Origin of the sequence: Streptomyces sp. 2-1, from assembly GCF_048564895.1 — a bacterium.
GTDB lineage: Bacteria > Actinomycetota > Actinomycetes > Streptomycetales > Streptomycetaceae > Streptomyces > Streptomyces phaeochromogenes.
Genome location: NZ_CP183383.1, coordinates 4,717,898 through 4,736,002, shown reverse-complemented (window position 1 = coordinate 4,736,002; position 18,105 = coordinate 4,717,898). Strand labels below are relative to the sequence as shown.

Genomic DNA, 18,105 nt, shown 5'->3' with positions numbered 1-18,105 from the left:
ATTCGGCTGCCTGTTCCAAGTAGAAGTGACAGCAGGACGGACAACGGGAGGTTCACACCTTGGCATCCGACAGCAAAGGCCGGGGCGGTCCACCGGGAGAGATGTACGACCCGGCCGCCTTCGAGGTCTTCTATCGCCGCCATGTCGACACCGTCACCCGCTTCATGGCCCGGCGGGTCACCGACCCGCACACCGTCGCAGACCTCACCGCCGAGACCTTCCTCGCGGTGATCGACTCCGCCCGCGCCTACCGCCCCGACCTCGGGAGCGAGACGGCCTGGCTGTACGGCATCGCACGCAACGTGGTGGCCGCGGAAGCCCGGAGGAGCGCGCGTCAGAACGTGCTCGGCGGCCGTATCGCCGGCCGCCGGCTGCTGGACGGCGACGACATCGACCGGCTGGAGGAGAAGCTCGACGCCGAGGAGGCCGGGCGTCGCGCGCTGGCCGCCATGGTCACGCTCCCCGACGGCGAGCGTGCGGTGATCGAACTCGTCGCCGTCGACCAGTTGAGCGTCACCGAGGCCGCCGTGGCGCTGGGCATACGCAAGGTCACCGCCCGGGTGCGGCTCCACCGGGCACGCAGGTCGCTGCGCTCGGCGGCGGCCGGAGCCGGCGGGCAGCAGGCAGCACTCACGTACGCAGGGGGAGAGGCATGAGCACCAGGACGACGAAGACCTTCGAGGACCGGCTGCTGAACGAACTCCAGCGGGAGATCGCTCTCCGGGCCGAGGACCCGCCGCAGCCGGAGCCGGTGATCCGCCGCACGATCACCACTCGCCGGGCGCTGGTCGCCCTCGCGGCGTGTGTCGCCGCGGTGGGGGGCGTGGTGGCGCTGCCGGCATCGACGGGTGGGGCGCAGGCGTACGCCGTCGAGCGGCACGAGGACGGCAGTGTCACCCTCACCCTCGACGAGATCGCCCTGAGTTGGGACGAGAAGACGGCGCTGACCGAGCGGCTGCGTGCGGAGGGCATCTTCGTCAGTGTCGACAAGCCCAGGAGCGGCTACGTCTGTGAGCAGCCGCGCGGTGAGCTGCCGCCGCCGCAAACGAGGACCTACGACGTGGAGAAGGGCATCTTGAGTGAACCCTGGACGTACACCCTGCACCCCGGCGACACCCTGGCCTTCGAGGAGCCGGAGAGGGTGAAGGACGACGTCAGCCCCGCCTGGAGCATGTACGTGGTCGAGGGACGGATCAAGCCCTGCAAGGAAGTGCCCTTCGAAGGGCTTGTGGGGGAGGACTAGCCGGGCGGGCCCGTACGACCGAGGTCGTACGGGCTCTCGGGCCTTCCCGTCTTCGAAACTATTCGGCGCGTTCGACCCGTTGTCCCCTCGCTGCACTCCCTTCACCATTTGTCATGCCGCTGACCAAATAGGGGATCGAGGGGTGTGGCATGTCTGGGTGCGTCAGTCGTAGGGGTGTGCTCGGGGCCGGGATCGGTGCTGTGCCGGTGCTGTCGATGGGGGCCGGGAGTGCGTGGGCCGACGGCGGGGGTGGGGGTCTGCGGGTGGGGGACTCGGGGGCGTATCTGTCCTTCTCGCCGGTGTTGGGCGGGTTTTCGCTGGTCGGGGTGGCGGTGGTGGTCAGCCCTGACGACCACCCCGGAGTCGTACGGGTGGCAGGGGATCTGCGGGACGACATCGAGCGGGTCACGGGGGTGCGGCCGGGTTCGGCGGTGGCGCGGGAGGTCGTGCTCGTCGGGACGATCGGGCGCAGTCCGCTGATCGACGGGCTGGTCGCGGCCGGGAAGCTCGACGTCCGCGGGATCCGGGGCAAGTGGGAGACCTCGCTGCAGACCGTGGTCGAGCGGCCGATGCCGGGGGTGGAGCGGGCCTTCGTCGTCGCGGGCAGCGATCCGCGCGGCACGATCTTCGGGGCGTACGACGTCTCGTACGGGATCGGGGTCTCGCCCTGGTACTGGTGGGACGACGTGCGGCCGGTGCGGCGGAGCGAGGTGTACGTGCTGCCGGGGCGGTACAGCCAGGGCACGCCGGCGGTGAAGTACCGCGGGGTCTTCATCAACGACGAGAACCCTGCGCTGGGGACGTGGGCGCCCGCGTTCTTCGGGCCGGGGAAGGCGCCCGGTCATCCCGGCGGCTTCAACGCGGACTTCTACGCCAGGGTCTTCGAGGTGCTGCTGCGGCTGAAGGCGAACTATCTGTGGCCGGCGGTGTGGGGGCGGGCCTTCGCCGAGGACGATCCCGAGAACCACGCCAGGGCGAAGGCGTATGGGATTGTCATGGGCACGTCTCATGAGGCGCCGATGATGCGGGGCATCGAGGAGTGGAACCGGCATGCGGTGCCGGCCGTGCGCGACAGCGCGGGGAACGTCGTGACGCCGGGGCGGGATCCGTACGGCGGTACGGGGGAGTGGTCGTTCCGGCGCAACTCCGAGGCGATCAAGGCGTATTGGCGTGAGGGCGTGCGGCGCATGGTCGACCAGGACTTCGAGGGTGTCGTCACGCTCGGCATGCGCGGGAACGGGGACACGAGCCTGCCCGACGGTGACGGCATCGAGCTGATGCGGGAGATCATCGCGACACAGCGGTCGATCATCGAGGACGTCACCGGCCGTCCGGCCGCCGAGACCCCGCAGGTGTGGACGCTCTACAAGGAGGTCCAGCGGTACTGGGACCGCGGGCTGCGGGCGCCGGACGACGTGACCGTCGTACTGACGGACGACAACTGGGGGAACATCCGCAAGCATCCGGCTGAGGCTGAGGCTGAGGCTGAGGCTGAGGCTGAGGCGGGGGCGGGGGCGGAGGCGGTTCGGGGTGGCGGGTACGGGCTGTACTACCACTTCGACTACGTCGGCGTCGGCCGCAACTACAAGTGGGTGGACACCACTTCGCTGCCGAACATGTGGGACCAGCTCCACCAGGCGGTCGCGTACGGGAACCGGGAGTTGTGGGTCACGAACGTCGGTGACTTGAAGGGCAATGAGCTGCCGGCCGAGTTCTTTCTCAACTATGCCTGGGATCCGGGGCGTTGGCCGGTGGAGAGGCTGGGGGAGTGGGAGCGGGGGTATGCGCGGCAGAACTTCGGCGGGGCGGCGGCTGCTGAGATCTCGTCGATCTCGTCGGTGCTGGCGCGGTACGCGCAGCTCCAGTCGCGGCGGAAGCCTGAGCTGTTGAATCGCCGGATCACGCTGGCGGACGGGAAGGTCGTGTACGACGACCAGCAGACGCCCTTCTACTTCGGTCACCGTGAGCTGGAGCGGGTCACGGAGGAGTGGCGGCGGCTGGCGAAGGACACGGACCGGATCGGCCGACGGCTGCCGGCCGCGGACCAGGACGCGTGGTTCGAGCTCGTCGGGTACGCGGTGGCGGCGACGGCCAACCTGTACGGGTTGCGGGAAGCGGAGTTCACCAATCTGCTGTACGCGCGGCAGGGGCGGGCCGCGACGAATGACCTGGCGGCCGAGGCGGAGGCCGGGCTGGCGCGGGACTTCGCTCTCGCCGAGCGCTTCAACTCCCGGGTGGCGGGCGGGAAATGGCGGGGCTTCCAGACGCAGCCGCACATCGGGTACGGGGATGTGGAGCGGTACGGGCCCAATGCGCCGTGGCAGCAGCCGGAGCGGGACAACGTGGCTCTGCCGGATGAGATCTTTCCGGCGGTGAGGCGGGTTGAGGTGCCGGTGGCCGCTGAGATGGGGGTGGCGGTGGATGGGGTGGAGTCGGGGGAGTGGTGGCCGGGGGTGGCGGATGAGTCGGCGGGTGCGGGTGCGGGTGCGCGTCCGGCTGAGCTGCCTGTTTTCAGCCCGTACCAGACCCGGCCCGACCAGTACATCGAGGTCTTCAATCGGGGGCGTACGGCCTTCGACTATCGGATCACTCCATCGGTGCCGTGGGTCAGGGTCGACCGGCCGCGGGGTCGGGTCGAGAAGCAGGTGCGCGTGGTGCTGACGGTGGACTGGGACCGGGCGCCGCGGGGGCGTACGGAGGCGTCGGTGAGTGTGGAGGGGGCGGGTGCGGTGGTGACGGTCGGGGTGGTTGCCGAGCGGCCGTCGGTGCGTGGGGCGCGGGGGCTGCGGGGGTTCGTCGAGGCGGGTGGGTACGTGGCCGTCGATGCCGAGCACTTCGCGCGCTCGGTGGGGGCGTGGCGGCGGATCGACGGGATCGGGCGTACGGGGGCGGGGGTGACGCCGTGGCCGGTGACGGCTCCTCGGCGGACGCCCGGGGGATCGTCTCCGCGGCTGGAGTACGAGGTGAGCCTGCTGTCCGCGGGGGAGGTCACGGTGTGGGCGTATCTGTCTCCGCGGAACCCGACCTTGCCGACGGGCGGGCTGAAGTACGGGATCTCGTTCGACGGGGACGCCCCGCAGATCGTCGACATCCACGCGGCCACGGGTGCCGATGACGGGCTGATGGACATCGAGTGGGCCCGCAACACATCGGACAACGTCAATCGCACGTCTACGCGCCACATGATCGGGGCCGCCGGGGTGCACCGGCTGAAGTTCTGGATGGTCGATCCGACGGTGGTGGTGCAGCGGTTGGTGATCGATACGGGTGGGTTGACGCCGACGTATCTGGGGCCGTTGGAGAGCTACCGAGTTCGCTGAGCCGAGTTTGCTGTGCCGCGTTCGCTGAGCCGCGTTCGGTCGATTGCGTTCGCTGAGTCGTATTCATTGGAGGGATCGCACATGAAGAGCTTCCGCACGCCTGTTGTCGGGCTGCTCGGCGTGACGTTGCTGGTCACGGGCGTACAGACGGCTTCCGCGCACGAGGCATCGCCCGGCGGGAAGGCTCCGCTGCGGGCGCTCGCCGAGCGTGCCGACCTGCGGATCGGTACGGCCGTGGACATGGCGGCGCTGGGCGAGGACACGACGTATCGGCGGGCGACCGGGCGGGAGTTCAACTCCGTCACCGCCGAGAACGTCATGAAGTGGGAGGTCGTCGAGCCGGCGCGGGGGACGTACGACTGGTCGGGGGCGGATGAGTTGGTGCGGTTCGCGCGGGAGCGGGGGCAGGTGGTGCGGGGCCACACGCTGGTGTGGCACAGCCAGTTGCCGGGGTGGCTGACGACGGGGGTGGCGGACGGTTCGATCGGGGCGGGGGAGCTTCGGGGGATCCTGCGGAAGCACGTCACCACGGAGGTCAAGCGGTACAAGGGCAGGATCCAGCAGTGGGACGTGGTGAACGAGGTCTTCGAGGAGGACGGTTCGCTGCGGAACTCGATCTGGCTGCAGAAGCTCGGACCGTCGTACATTGCCGACGCCTTCCGCTGGGCCCACGCGGCGGACCCGAAGGCGAAGCTCTTCCTGAACGACTACAACGTGGAGGGCGTCAACGCGAAGTCGACCGCCTACTACGAACTGGCGAAGCGGCTTCGGGCGGAGGGCGTTCCGGTGCAGGGCTTCGGGATCCAGGGGCATCTGGCCATCCAGTACGGCTTCCCGGGGGATGTGGCGGGGAACCTCGCGCGGTTCGAACGGCTGGGGATGCAGACCGCCTTCACCGAGGTGGACGTACGGATGATCCTGCCGGTGGATGAGGAGAAGCTCGCGACTCAGGCGACGTACTTCCGAGGGCTGATGGATGCCTGCCTGGGGGCGCGGAGCTGCAAGTCCTTCACCGTGTGGGGGTTCACGGACAAGTACTCGTGGGTGCCGGGGGTTTTCGCGGGGCAGGGGGCGGCGACGCTGCTGGGGGAGGACTTCGGACGGAAGCCGGCGTACGGGGCCGTGCGGGAGGAGTTGACCGACGGGCGGTGACCCTGGGGCTTCGTCGGCTGGTGGATGTTGCCCCGCGGAATCCGGGGCTGGGCGTAGGGGTCGCGCCGGGGTTCTGCTCATCCATCGGGAAGGGTCCGACTTCCTCGGTGGTCGGGCCCTCGATCGGGATTGCAGTCCCGGACGAGGTGCTATTGCATGTTCTGCACGTGCGGATGGTCGGGCGAGGACGTGCACACGTACAGCTGCAGGTTGTAGCTGCGGCCGATGTTCAGGTGGGTCGAGCAGGCCGGGCCGAGGAAGTGGAGGCCCGTGTAGTCGGCGTCCTCGGTCGGGCGCCAGCTTCCGCTGCCGCCGTCCCATTCGGTGCCGTCGATGGTGAGCAGCGGGCGTACGTCCGAGCCGCACTCGGGGCAGGCCATCGGGAACGGGTCGCTGAAGCTCCAGGGCGCGTGGCCGCCGAGCTTGCAGCCGGGGGCGACGCTGAGGTCGTACTGATAGTCCACGACGGTGACGTCGTCCAGGTCGTCCAGGTCGTCCAGGTGGTCCGGGTCATCCGGGTCGTCCGGGCTCTGGTCCTCCTCCCAGGCCTCGATGCGTTCCGCGAGGTCCTCGGGCAGTTCGTGCGGGGCCGGGTACTCGGTGACCGTCTCCGGGTGGAGGACGCAGGGTTCGGGGAGGTAGTCGTCGCTGCCGATCACCGACGGCTGTGGCGGGGCGGCCAGGGGGTCGGTCACGTCGGCGGAGGCCCGCCAGTACAGCTCGACCGCCGGGAGGTAGTCCTCGTCGTGGTCGAAGGGGCACCACAGCACCTGGAGCAGGTCGGTACCGGCCGGGCCGGGCAGCGCGGGGACGTCCGAGGCGTACAGCTGGACCACCGGGATCATGGGGACCGGGCCGTCCTGGGGTATTCGCGCGCTGCCGGAGATCGAGGCACGGTCGACGATCACGCGCTCCTCCGGCGTGAGGAGGTCGGCACCCTCGGCGCGCGGCCGGGCCCAGGCCTCGGCGAGGATGCGCCGCCCCAGCCGTACGTCGTCGGGGGCTACACCGTGGTGCGAGGCGCTGTTGTGATCCGGGCAGGTGGGCCACGGCTCATCGGCCGGCCACAGCAGGGGGCCGCCGATCGAACTGTCGGTGGCGGTGGGCGTACCGGCGCGGGGGTGCAGCCTGACGGCGGTACGGGCCAGGGGCGCCAACTCGGGGAAGAGGGCGGTGGCGTCGAGGGGGCGGGGTGGGGTGGTGCGAGGCATGAGGGAGAGGCTATGGGCTGGACGACGAGCCGTCGCGGATGCCCCCTATCGGCTCGGCCTCGACGGGTGACCTGCACGAGACTGTGCGGGTGTGCAAGCAACGCGAAGCAGGGGACGAGATTACGCCCGTACCTGAGGAGTCGCTCGCGCGTTCGGTGTTCGCGTCGCTCGGGGGCGTCGTGGAGATCGGTGCCGTGAATTTCACGGGGACATGGAAGCTCGCTGACGTCTCGGTGGACGGCTTCCTGGCAGGCAGACGACAGGAACTGGGGCGCCTGATGGACGGCATCCAGGAGGTCTGCCGGTTCGGCGCCCCGGGCATGGCGATCGCGGACGAGCTGGGGTATTTGCGCGAGCACGAGGTGACGCCGGAGTTCCTGTTGCTGTGGTCGGCGGGTCTCACGGGGGTTCCGGAGCCTCTCGAAGAGCTTGCGGAACCGCGTGTGGTGCGGCGCATGTGCCGGATGGGCGCCGACCTCCAACTGACCCAATTCCTCCAGGCTTTGATCACTGCCGCCATCTGCGCCGAGGTGGAGGAACGGGCCGCGGCCGTCCACCTCGCCGAGATCCTCGACATCGCCTCCGAACTGGTGGACCCCTCGGGCCGCAACTCCCCTGAATCGGCCTTCCGGATGTGGCGGGTCGCCCAACTGCCGGGCATCCTCCACCCGTATTCGGAGGCACCGGAGAGCGGGCGGGCCGCGTTTCGCGCGTACGACCTTGAGCTGGAGAAGGTTCTCGCGTCTGCCTGAGACCAGTTGGAGTGTCGGCTCATTCCTGATCGGTTCGGAGTTTCCGGCGGCAGCTTGATCGCACCGGTGTTCCCGGTAGGTTCACGTGTGCACACGGATGTCTTTGGTACTGGCGTGACGGGGGTTGCGGCGTGGCGGGTTATCGGCCGACGGACTGGCATGTGCTGGACCTGGACAAGGATCCGACGCCGGGCGATCCGGTACGGGTCAAGTCGCTGGCGAAGAGCCTGCACGACTTCGCCGACGACGTGCAGGACGCCCTCCGTCTGGTGAAGGGGATGGCGGACGAGGACGCCGTCCTGACGATGGTGGGCAAGACCGCCGATGTGTTCCGGGACGAGTTCTCCGGCGTCCCGAAGAACTTGAAGAAGCTGAAGAAGTCGTACGACCTTGCCGGGGACGCGCTGGCCGCCTACTGGCCGCAGTTGGAACGCGCTCAGGCCCTCGCCGACAAGGCCCTCGCCCAGGGCCGTGAAGCCCAGTCGGACCTCTCCTCCGCCAAGTCCCGCCTCTCCTCGGCCGACTCGTGGGTCACCCGGGCCAACAAGGAAGCCGACAAGTACAAGGACGACCCGACATCGGCGGGCAAGGACGTCCCCAAGCCGGACGAGGCCAAGGTCCGCGCCGCCACCCGGGACGCCCAGAGTGCCAAGGACGCCCACACCTCCGCCCAGTCCGACGTCACCACCGCGCAGAACGCCCTCGATGCCGCGAAGAAGATGGCCGCGGACGCGCGGAAGATGCGCGAGGACGCCGCCGGCGACGCGAAGCGGAAACTCGACGAAGCCTCCGACGCCGGCATTCAGAACCGCAAGTGGTACGAGGAGGTCGGCGACTGGTTCACCGACAACTGGGACACCATCGTCGCCGTGTGCAAGGTCGTCGTCGCCGTCCTGGGCATCATCGCGATGATCATCGGTGGGCCCATCCTCGGCGCCATCGTCCTCATCGCCGCCCTCGTGGTCCTGGCCGACACCCTTAACAAGTACATGAAGGGCCAAGCGTCCCTGTTGGATGTGGCCTTCGCCGCGCTGGACTGCATCCCGGGCATGAAGGGGCTGACCAGCCTCGGTGGACTCGCCAAGGGTTTGAAATCCCTGGGCAAGGTGGGCCTCAAGGGCATGGCCATGGGCCTCAAGGGCCTCGGTCCGCGTGTGCAGGGTCTCGGACGTCAGATGAAGAACCTCTTCACCTGCGGTGATCCGATCGACATGGCCACCGGCCAAATGGTGATGTCGATACCGGACGTCTCGTTGCCCGGCGTCCTGCCCCTTGTCGTCGAACGCAGCCACCGCACCGGCGTGAAGGCCGGGCGCTGGTTCGGAGCCGGCTGGACATCGACCCTGGACCAGCGGCTCCTGGCCGACGACGAGGGCATCCGGTTCATCGCGGACGACGGCACCGTGCTGTACTACGCCGTTCCGGAGGCTGCCGAGCCGGCGCAGCCGATCGTCGGCCCCAGCTGGCCATTGAGCTGGGACGGCACCCCCGACGGTGAGATCACGGTGTGGCGGCCGGACAACGGCACGACGCTGCGGTTCAGGCGAATACCGAGCGGCGGGGCGGGCGAACTGCTGCTTGCCGGTATCGAAGACCGCAACGGCAACACCATCGATGTCCGGTACGCCCCCGACGGCTCCCCGCAAGAGCTGATCCACCACTCCGGCTACCGGCTCGGAATCACCACGGCTTCGAACCGCATCACCGCCCTCACCTTGCTCAGCGCTCCCGGCCGGCCGCGCCTCGTGGCCTACGAGTACGACGAGCAGGGCCGCCTCACCGGTGTCAGCGACTCGTCCTCGGTGCCCCAGCGCTACAGCTACGACGACCGGCAGCGGATCACGGGCTGGCAGAGCAGACAGGGCGACTGGTACCGCTACGCGTACGACGACGTCGACCGGTGTGTTCGCTCGGGCGGCGCGGACGGAGTCCTCGCCTACTCCTACGCGTACGACGACGAAACGCGCACCACCGTCGCGACCGACTCCCTCGGGCATTCCCTGGCGTACAGCTTCGACGCGGCGTACCGGCCTGTCAGCGAGACCGATCCTCTCGGCCACACCACGTCGCGCACCTGGGACGATCGCGGCCGACTGGTCGCCCTCACCGACTCGCTCGGGCGTACCACGCGCTACAGCCACGACGTGGCGGGCAACGTCACGGAAGTCGTCCGGCCCGACGCGGGTGTCATCACCACCGAGTACAACGAACTCGATCTGGTTACCAAGGTGACGCAACCGGACGGCAGTTCATGGGAGTCGGTCTACGACGAGCGCGGCAACCGCGTGGCCGTCGTCGACCCGCTCGGTGCCACGACCTCCTTCATGTTCGACGAGCGCGGTGGTCTCACCGGAGTCGTGGACGCGCTCGGCCAACATCAGCAGACCGTCGTCAACGACGACGCCGGCCTGGTCGTCGGAATGACAGACGCGTTGGGTGCGAGCAGTTCCTTCGTCCGGGACGCCTTCGGCCGGATCAACGAACTCACCGATCCTCTCGGAGGAGTCACCCGGGTTGGCTGGACGGTGGAGGGCCAGATCTCCTGGCGTGAGCTTCCGAACGGGACCACCGAGCGCTGGTCGTACGACGCCGAGGGCAATCCCCTGGAGTACTCGTCGTCGACCGGCCGCCACACCGCGTACCAGAACACCCACTTCGACCTCTGCTCCGTGCGCGAGAACGAGGACGGGACGCTGGAGCGGTTCGAGTACGACACCGAACTTCGGCTGAGAAGCGTCACCAACGGAGCCGGGCAGGTCTGGAGCTACGAGTACGACCCAGTGGGCCGGTTGACGTCGGAGACGGACTTCAACGGCCGCAGACTGACCTACCGCTACGACGCGGTGGGCCGACTGGTCGAGCGGGTCAACGGAGCGGGACAGGTCACGGTGTTCAGCTATGACTCGCTCGGCAACGTCGTGACCATGGATGCCGACGGCGCGACGACGACGTATGCCTACGACCCGCTCGGCAGGCTTGTCCGGGCGCGGAACACCGATGTCGAACTCGGTATCGAGCACGATGCGACGGGCCGGGTCCTGGCGGAGCGGTGGAACGGGCAGGAGGTCCGCACCGAGTACGACACCACAGGGCGCCGCACTCTTCGGAGGACGCCGAGCGGCGCGGTCACGCGCTGGACGTACGCGCCCGAGCGGCGTTCGCTGGTGCAGCAGCTGGGGCGGCACGACGTCACCTTCCAGTACGACGTCGTGGGACGCGAGATCGAGCGGGCACTCGGGGATGCGGCACGTCTAACCCATGACTGGGACGCGGACCGTCTGCGGACGACGCAGCAAGTGCGCTCGTCGGGCTCGGGCGAAGTGATACGGCGTACCTACCAGCACAGTGTCGACGGCGGCCTTGTCGGGATGTCCGACCTCCGCCAGGGCGAGCGGTCCTTCGAACTGGACCGGGCCGGGCGGGTGACCGCCGCGCGGGGCGGCGTCGGCTGGGACGAGACGTATCGGTACGACGGCCTCGGCAATCTCGTCGCCTTCGGTACGTCCGCGCCGGTGGACGACACCGAGACAGGCCCTGGGGACCGGACGTATTCGGGCAGCCTGATCGAGCGGGCGGGTCGTACGTTCTACCGGCACGACGGTCAGGGCCGGGTGGTCCGGCGGGTCACGAAGCTACTGTCTGGCGGCAGGCGTGAGTGGCGCTATGTGTGGAACGCCGAGGACCAGCTCACGGACGTCCGCACACCGGATGGCCGCTACTGGCACTACGTCTACGATCCGCTCGGCCGGCGTGTGGCGAAACAACTGCTCGGGGACGACGGCACGACCGTGGTCGAGCATGTCACCTTCTTCTGGGACGGTGACCGGCTCGCGGAGCAGACGGACGGCGTCGTCAGTACGTCGTGGGACTGGGGCAGCGGAACGACACCGGTCGGCCAACGGGTCCGCGGTCGTGGACCGGTGGGGCCGGATTCACCACAGGAAGAGATCGACGAGCGCTTCTACGCGATCGTCACCGACCTCATCGGAACGCCGACGGAACTGGTCGACGAGGACGGAGACGTCGTCTGGACGCGGTCGTCGACGCTGTGGGGCGTTCCAGCCGGTCCGGCCGGTGGTGACCGCGCCGACTGCCCGCTGCGTTTCCCGGGCCAGTACTTCGACGCGGAAACCGGGCTTCACTACAACCATCACCGCTACTACGAGCCCGGCACGGCACGCTATTTGAGCCCCGATCCGCTGGGGCGCACACCAGCGCCGAATCACTACGCCTATGTGAATAATCCCCTGCAGTGGATGGACCCCCTGGGGCTCAAGGCGCCGTGCATGGTGGATCTCTATCATGGAACTTTCGGCGGTGCCGCGGACAGCATTGTCAATGACGGAATCAATCTCGCGGTCAGCAATCGCAAGATGGACTTCGGCAGGGGAGGTTTCTATGTGACGAATGATCCCCGGCAGGCGCTTACCTGGGCCAAGAGGCTGGCCGATGATAGGGGTGATGTCCCTGCCGTACTACACTTCAGAGTTCCGAAGAGTGAAATGGACAAGTTGAACGGCAAGATATTCGATGGTCCGAGTGATGAACTCGCTTCCTTCATGAAGCACCACCGCAGCGGGGGCGCGATGCACAACTATGAGCTCGTGGAGGGGCCCATGCTGAGAAATCCCGGAAGCTTTGTAAAGGGTAAAGCCGACCCTGTGTTCTCAGGCCACCAGGTAGCGATCTATTCGGACCGGGCGGCAGAACTCTTCAATAATTCATTCCATCAGAGGTTTGGGCCAGCATCATGAGAACCGAAGAGTTCCTGACTCGACTCGATGACGAGATGCTCGACTATTTTCGAGAAATGGTGGACGTGCTGGTTGAACATTTCAGAATCTCGAGAGCCGAGGCCGTGGCGAGGATTAATGAGAGGTATGCCGACGAGGACATCAGCGGTATGAACCAGGACCTTATGTGTCATGAGTTCCCGGAATTCTGGGCCTATCATCTCTACTTCAGGGCGACACGTGACGCGCAACCGCTTCCCTCGGGTGATCCGGATGTGGACGGTGACCTCTCGGAGTGGGAGGTTCGCCCACCGCCACCCAGGGAGTCCCCCTTCTGGACCCTCAAAGACGAGTAGGGTCGCTGACGTCGTGACCGCAGAATTTCTTATGAAGCTCGACGAAGGAATGCTCGAATATTTTCGCGAGATGGCGGGCGAGATGACGGAGCGTTTCGGGATTTCCCGTGCAGAGGCAGTGGCGAGGATCAACGAGAGGTACGGAAGCCTGGAGATCTCTCCGTACCCCGATCTCATGTGCCACGAGCTGCCGGAATTCTGGGCCTATGGCGCGTACTACCACCACGCCGAAGCAGAAGGCCGCCTGCCGATGGGGGACGCGGACGATGACGCGGACATCGACTTCACGAAGCTGCCGATCCGCCCGCTGCCGCCCAAGGACTCGCCGGTGTGGACCCTCAAGGACGAGTAGGGCTGACGAGGCGGTGGTGGCTGCTGGGCACGGTGCGATGTGATCTTCACGCCGAACGCCCGTACCCAGTAACTTCACTTGTGCGTATGTGTGGTTGACGGGGTTGGCGTGACGGGGGTTGCGGCGTGGCGGGTTATCGGCCGACGGACTGGCATGTGCTGGATCTGGAGAAGGATCCGACGCCGGGGGATCCGGTACGGGTGAAGTCGTTGGCGAAGAGCCTGCGCGACTTTGCCGATGACGTGCAGGATGCTCTGCGGTTGGTGAAGGGGATGACGGATGAGGATGCCGTCCTGTCGATGGTGGGGAAGACCGCCGATGTGTTCCGGGACGAGTTCTCCGGTGTTCCGAAGAATCTCAAGAAGCTGAAGAAGTCGTACGACCTGGAGACAAGGCGCTGGCCCTGCGCCGGGAGGCGCAGGCTGATCTCTCCTCCGCCAAGTCCCGCCTGTCGTCGGCCGACTCGTGGGTGACCCGGGCCAACAAGGAAGCCGACAAGTACAAGAACGACCCGGGGTCGGCGGGCAAGGACGTGCCCAAGCCGGACGAGGCGAAAGTCCGTGCCGCCACCCGCGACGCGCAGAGTGCCAAGGACGCCCACACCTCCGCCCAGTCGGACGTCACCACCGCGCAGAACGCCCTCGATGCCGCGAAGAAGATGGCCTCCGACGCCCGGAAGGTGCGCTTGAAATTCTAGAGTTGAGACAGGTGAGTAGCATTTTCAATTATCGTTTCCGGAGCCCTCTGGGCGGCCTGGCCGCAGACCTGACGGCGGAGCACCGCGCGCCTGGTGCGGATGCGGGCGAAGGGTTCCGGCTGCAGATCTACCGCAACGTATGGCTGGCGCCTCCCCATGGCATCAACTGGCGTGACGCCGCATGGCTCTCCTTCGGGCTCTCGGTTCACTCCTCCGACCTGTCGTCCGCACACCCCGACGGTCTGCTCATCGAGGTCGCCGCGCTCACTTTCCCTCTCGCTCACTTCCGCTCCGAAGTGGCGGCACTGGCGATGGACGGCTGGGTGCGGAAGGAATTCGACCTTCCTGACCGCGGCCTCCTCGCTGTTTTCGACAGTGGAAGTGATGGCTACCGGTTCCACTGGGGAGGGAATTCCGCCCCGTTTTCGGACGAATTCTGAGGGCCGGGCGTGGCGTCCGAGTGGAACTGGGAAACCGGCGAGGGCGTGTCGCACATCGACGACCCCGCCGAGGTCGACGCCGCCTTCGAGCGTGGTGAGTGGCCTCTGGGTTCAGCGGTGATCGGGCTGGCCTTCAATTGTCCGCTGGAGGAGGCATCGCCTCGAATTATCAGGGCGATGCAGCTGCGGGATCTCGCTCAGCGGGGGTTCGCGTTCACCGCGGCCGGTGCCGCGGCGCGGATCAACGGTCGGCTGACCCCCGAGCTGTACGCCGCGCTACAAGCGGAGGGGATCAAGAGCATTGCCGAGTACGCCATCAAGGACACGCTGGCCTTCGTGCCGTTCCGGCAACTGCCTCCGCGGTTCAAGTGGTGGAAGGTCGTGTCAGGGGTGCGCAACAAGCTGGAGAGCTGGTGGCTGAGGTCCGGGGAAACGGCTGAGGAAATCTGGCGGGTCCTCCGCCGACGTAGCTGACATCGGGAGAGGCGGAACATGGTGTCCGGGTGGGACTGGGGCGGCGACGAGAGCCTGCTTCGCTTCGACGACCCCGCCGAGTGGGACGCGGCGTACGCACGCGGCGAGGGCCCACTGGGCTCCGCCGTGATCGGGCTGGCCTTCAACTGCTCTCTGGCCGAGGCCTCGCCGCGGATCGTCAGGGCGATGCGGCTGTCCGACCGCGATCAGCGGGGGTTCGCGTTCACCGCGGCCGGCGTTGCGGCGCGGCTCAATGGCGAGTTGACGCCGGAGCTGTACGCCGCGCTGCGGGCGGAAGGGACCGGGCGCATGAGCGTCGCCGAGAACGCCATCGACGACACCCTCGACCACGTACCGTTCCGGCAGCTGCCGCTGTGGCTCAAGTGGTGGAAGGTCGTGTCGAAGGTGCTGGACAAGCTGGAGGTCTGGCGGCTGACCATCACATACGCGGCCGAGGACGCCTGGAAGGCCCTGCGCGGACGCCGCTCCTGAGCGAGGGGCGTGGAGGGCGTGCTCCGGCGAGCGTGCGGACGTACTCCCGGTCCGGCTCCCTTCCCGACGCTGCTGGGCCAGAGCCACGGACGCTCCGTCGCAGTCCCTGAACAGCGACTCGACCGGCAGGCCTGACCTCGGGATCCGAACTGATCTTGCATGCGAGGGACGTCGACGCCTAGTAAATTCGCTGCTGCGTACGGTTTCGTATGGGGCAGTTGTGACGGGGGTTGAGGCGTGGCGGGTTATCGGCCGACGGACTGGCATGTCCTCGATCTGGAGAAGGATCCGACGCCGGGGGATCCGGTCCGGGTGAAGTCGCTGGCCAAGAGCCTGCACGACTTCGCGGACGATGTGCAGGACGCGCTGCGTCTCGTCAAAGGGATGGCGGACGAGGACGCCGTCCTGTCGATGGTGGGCAAGACCGCCGATGTGTTCCGGGACGAGTTCTCCGGGGTTCCGAAGAATCTCAAGAAGCTGAAGAAGTCGTACGACCTTGCCGGGGACGCGCTGGCCGCCTACTGGCCGCAGTTGGAGCGCGCTCAGGCCCTCGCCGACAAGGCCCTCGCCCAGGGCCGGGAGGCGCAGGCGGACCTGTCCTCCGCCAAGTCCCGTCTCTCCTCCGCCGACTCGTGGGTCACCCGCGCCAATAAGGAAGCCGACAAGTACAAGGACGACCCGACATCGGCGGGCAAGGACGTCCCCAAGCCGGACGAGGCGAAAGTCCGTGCCGCCACCCGCGACGCGCAGAGTGCCAAGGACGCCCACACCTCCGCCCAGTCCGACGTCACCACCGCGCAGAACGCCCTCGATGCCGCGAAGAAGATGGCGGCGGATGCGCGGAAGATGCGCGAGGACGCCGCCGGGGATGCGAAGCGGAAGCTGGACGAGGCCTCCGACGCCGGCATTCAGAACCGTAAGTGGTACGAGGAGGTCGGTGACTGGTTCGTCGACAACTGGGACACGATCGTCGCCGTGTGCAAGGTCGTCGTCGCCGTCCTCGGGATCATCGCCCTCATTATCGGTGGGCCCATTCTCGGCGCCATCGTGCTCATCGCTGCGCTCGTCGTCCTGGCCGACACCCTCAACAAATATATGAAGGGGCAGGCGTCCCTGTGGGATGTGGCCTTCGCGGCGCTGGACTGCATACCCGGCATGAAGGGGCTGACGACTCTCGGCGGACTCGCCAAGGGGCTCAAGGGCCTCCGGACCATGAACGGGCTCAAGGTCGGGCTCAAGGGCATGGCCGAGGGTGTTCGCGGCATGAGCGGCGTCTTCAAGGGCGCAGCCCGCATGCCGGGTGGCCAGATCCCTTACCGGGCGCTGTCCCCGAAGGCCAGGCAGCTCACCCGGGCGCTGGAGAACGGGCACATACCCATCCGGCCCGGAGAGGTGAACGTTTCGCATCTCTCCGAACTCCAGAGCTTCCACGGGGTCGAGCACGCCATCATCCAGAATCCGGCGGGAGATCTGCGTCTCTTCCGGGGGACGGAGCGGACGAGTTCCATTCCGCGGGACCTCAGGGGGCAGGATTACGATTTCATCGCCCATACGCACCCGGAAGACCGAATTCCCGGACCGCCCAACCGAATAGAAGAGGCGCGGGGGATTCCCAACAGCATGTCGCGGGATCTGGAATACAAGGCGTCGGATCATATGGAAGTTGTCGTCAGCAGGGACGGAAATCTGAGATTTTTCGACGGTGATGGAATCCGTGAGCTGCCGCAGGGGACATATCCTGAGGGGGGTCCGGTGAATCCGTTGGGGTTCATCGTTCCCGTGCGAATGGGATGACCGACGATGTGCGTACCTTGGCATGAACCGCGTCGCGGAAAGGGAAAGCTGTAATGAGTAGTGAACACGCTTCGTGTGTCTTCTGCGGGGAATTCGTCCTGCACATCCCCGGGTGGGCCAGCAGTGTTCCTCCGTACCGCCTCATGCGGGCGACCTGGCAGGAGGACCACGCGTTCCTGGTCGGGTCGCTCCACTTCTCCTGCCTGCGTGCCTCGCCCGCCCGGTCGGAGTTCGCCGCCGAGTTCGCGCAGATCGCGACAGGACACGGAAGGGAGATCACGTATCAGGCGGCCGGCGAGACCCAGACCCTGATCCAGCCCGGTCTCGGCTACGTCGAGCAGATCTTCCGGGGCGACGAATGCGCCATCCATCGCAGTGACACCCGGGACAGCTGGCTCGTACAGGAGCATGCCGGGCCCTGGTACGTGCTGGACCGGCCCCAGTTGGAGGACATCGCGCAAGGGAAGCAGCCTCGTCTCGACCCCGGTGTGGAGCGGATCGTGCTCCCGCGCGAGCCGATGGCGAACCTCGCCGACGCCACGCTTGTCGAACTCCTGGACAGCCTCGGCGTCACGGACCGGTATCCGGGCCTCGCGGCGGGGGAGCCGGAGTACGAGTTCTGGAAGTACTTCGCCCCGAAGCGCGTACTGGAGTACGCGGTGATCGCGACCCCGCCCCTGCCGGCTGAGGCGGCCGAGTTCCTGCGCGGCTACGCCCGGGACTATCAGCCGATCGACTTCGACGCACTCGAACGCGACGAGCCCCGGAGCTGAGAAGCCGGACGACGGGGGCCGGGGGCAGGCCCGCCGACCGCGAGCGACCGCGACCGCCATCGCGTCGCGAGTGCGGGACGGCTGCGAGACCTGGCGGCGGGAGAGCGGCCGGCGGTGGCGGTCGGCCGTGTGGCGGCCCACGGCCTGCGGCCCTGTGGAGGGCGCCCGCCCCGCTCCCCCTGCGAGCCTGTGTTTGACCTGCGTCACCCTGGGGGTATTCTCTCCGGCTCGATTGGCCAGCCGTATGCCCCGTATGGCAGACTGTCGGGGTTGCTCGGTTGAGTGCCGATGCTGCGCGCCTCCCGCCGGGAGGACC

General features: G+C 67.6%; 15 protein-coding genes and 1 pseudogene. 15 read left to right on the top strand and 1 reads right to left on the bottom strand.

Annotated features, from left to right (window positions below; translation table 11 throughout):
- Window positions 1–101: 101 nt before the first annotated feature.
- The 4 genes from ACN20J_RS20770 to ACN20J_RS20755 all read left to right on the top strand — a co-directional run bounded on the left by ACN20J_RS20770 (window position 102) and on the right by ACN20J_RS20755 (window position 5,715).
- Window positions 102–656 carry an RNA polymerase sigma factor gene (locus ACN20J_RS20770; protein ID WP_189844601.1) on the top strand — a complete coding sequence of 185 codons (555 nt, stop codon included), beginning with the start codon at window positions 102–104 and terminating at the stop codon, window positions 654–656.
- Window positions 653–1,243: a hypothetical protein gene (locus ACN20J_RS20765; RefSeq protein ID WP_361914047.1), complete on the top strand. Its 591-nt coding sequence runs from the start codon at window positions 653–655 to the stop codon at window positions 1,241–1,243. The genes ACN20J_RS20770 and ACN20J_RS20765 overlap by 4 nt, the downstream gene beginning before the upstream one ends.
- A gap of 149 nt (window positions 1,244–1,392) precedes the next feature.
- Window positions 1,393–4,563, top strand: coding sequence for a glycosyl hydrolase 115 family protein (locus tag ACN20J_RS20760; protein WP_419666499.1), 3,171 nt, complete (start codon window positions 1,393–1,395; stop codon window positions 4,561–4,563).
- An 81-nt stretch (window positions 4,564–4,644) separates the two neighbouring features.
- Complete coding sequence (locus tag ACN20J_RS20755; RefSeq protein ID WP_419666498.1) at window positions 4,645–5,715, top strand: endo-1,4-beta-xylanase; 1,071 nt, start codon at window positions 4,645–4,647, stop codon at window positions 5,713–5,715.
- A 149-nt stretch (window positions 5,716–5,864) separates the two neighbouring features.
- On the opposite strand, the gene ACN20J_RS20750 is transcribed toward ACN20J_RS20755, so the two are convergent.
- Complete coding sequence (locus tag ACN20J_RS20750; protein ID WP_419666497.1) at window positions 5,865–6,926, bottom strand: hypothetical protein; 1,062 nt, start codon at window positions 6,924–6,926, stop codon at window positions 5,865–5,867.
- A gap of 89 nt (window positions 6,927–7,015) precedes the next feature.
- Between ACN20J_RS20750 and ACN20J_RS20745 the strand changes: the two genes are divergently transcribed.
- The 11 genes and pseudogenes from ACN20J_RS20745 (at window position 7,016) to ACN20J_RS20695 (ending at window position 17,789) form a co-directional block, all read left to right on the top strand.
- Window positions 7,016–7,678 (top strand): hypothetical protein, encoded by a 663-nt coding sequence (locus tag ACN20J_RS20745; RefSeq protein WP_419666496.1) that lies wholly within the window; start codon window positions 7,016–7,018, stop codon window positions 7,676–7,678.
- Between the two features lie 131 nt (window positions 7,679–7,809).
- Window positions 7,810–12,432: an RHS repeat-associated core domain-containing protein gene (locus ACN20J_RS20740; RefSeq protein ID WP_419666495.1), complete on the top strand. Its 4,623-nt coding sequence runs from the start codon at window positions 7,810–7,812 to the stop codon at window positions 12,430–12,432.
- A complete protein-coding gene (locus tag ACN20J_RS20735) occupies window positions 12,429–12,767 on the top strand; it encodes a hypothetical protein (protein WP_189845078.1) in 339 nt (112 codons plus the stop codon). Before ACN20J_RS20740 ends, ACN20J_RS20735 begins: the two co-directional genes overlap by 4 nt.
- A 13-nt stretch (window positions 12,768–12,780) precedes the next feature.
- Window positions 12,781–13,119, top strand: a complete 339-nt coding sequence (locus ACN20J_RS20730; RefSeq protein ID WP_189845077.1) for a hypothetical protein — start codon at window positions 12,781–12,783, stop codon at window positions 13,117–13,119.
- Between the two features lie 155 nt (window positions 13,120–13,274).
- Entirely contained in the window at window positions 13,275–13,592 is a 318-nt protein-coding gene (locus ACN20J_RS20725; RefSeq protein ID WP_419666494.1) for a hypothetical protein, read from the top strand.
- On the top strand, window positions 13,589–13,816 hold the full coding sequence (locus ACN20J_RS20720) for a hypothetical protein (protein WP_419666493.1): 228 nt from the start codon (window positions 13,589–13,591) through the stop codon (window positions 13,814–13,816). Before ACN20J_RS20725 ends, ACN20J_RS20720 begins: the two co-directional genes overlap by 4 nt.
- Window positions 13,817–13,827: 11 nt before the next feature.
- Window positions 13,828–14,256, top strand: a complete 429-nt coding sequence (locus ACN20J_RS20715) for a hypothetical protein (RefSeq protein ID WP_419666492.1) — start codon at window positions 13,828–13,830, stop codon at window positions 14,254–14,256.
- 9 nt (window positions 14,257–14,265) lie between these two features.
- Window positions 14,266–14,730, top strand: a complete 465-nt coding sequence (locus ACN20J_RS20710) for a hypothetical protein (protein ID WP_419666491.1) — start codon at window positions 14,266–14,268, stop codon at window positions 14,728–14,730.
- 18 nt (window positions 14,731–14,748) lie between these two features.
- Window positions 14,749–15,222 (top strand): hypothetical protein, encoded by a 474-nt coding sequence (locus ACN20J_RS20705; RefSeq protein WP_419666490.1) that lies wholly within the window; start codon window positions 14,749–14,751, stop codon window positions 15,220–15,222.
- A 237-nt stretch (window positions 15,223–15,459) separates the two neighbouring features.
- Window positions 15,460–16,491: pseudogene (locus ACN20J_RS20700) on the top strand (putative T7SS-secreted protein); the annotation flags it as partial.
- A gap of 578 nt (window positions 16,492–17,069) precedes the next feature.
- Complete coding sequence (locus ACN20J_RS20695) at window positions 17,070–17,789, top strand: hypothetical protein (RefSeq protein ID WP_419666489.1); 720 nt, start codon at window positions 17,070–17,072, stop codon at window positions 17,787–17,789.
- The last annotated feature ends 316 nt before the right edge of the window (window positions 17,790–18,105 follow it).

Bases quoted from the DNA above. Each gene is read 5' to 3' on its own strand.
- ACN20J_RS20770 (WP_189844601.1), top strand. From the start codon at position 102: ATGTACGACCCGGCCGCCTTCGAGGTCTTCTATCGCCGCCATGTCGAC.
- ACN20J_RS20765 (WP_361914047.1), top strand. From the start codon at position 653: ATGAGCACCAGGACGACGAAGACCTTCGAGGACCGGCTGCTGAACGAA.
- ACN20J_RS20760 (WP_419666499.1), top strand. From the start codon at position 1,393: ATGTCTGGGTGCGTCAGTCGTAGGGGTGTGCTCGGGGCCGGGATCGGT.
- ACN20J_RS20755 (WP_419666498.1), top strand. From the start codon at position 4,645: ATGAAGAGCTTCCGCACGCCTGTTGTCGGGCTGCTCGGCGTGACGTTG.
- ACN20J_RS20750 (WP_419666497.1), bottom strand. From the start codon at position 6,926: ATGCCTCGCACCACCCCACCCCGCCCCCTCGACGCCACCGCCCTCTTC.
- ACN20J_RS20735 (WP_189845078.1), top strand. From the start codon at position 12,429: ATGAGAACCGAAGAGTTCCTGACTCGACTCGATGACGAGATGCTCGAC.
- ACN20J_RS20705 (WP_419666490.1), top strand. From the start codon at position 14,749: ATGGTGTCCGGGTGGGACTGGGGCGGCGACGAGAGCCTGCTTCGCTTC.
- ACN20J_RS20695 (WP_419666489.1), top strand. From the start codon at position 17,070: ATGAGTAGTGAACACGCTTCGTGTGTCTTCTGCGGGGAATTCGTCCTG.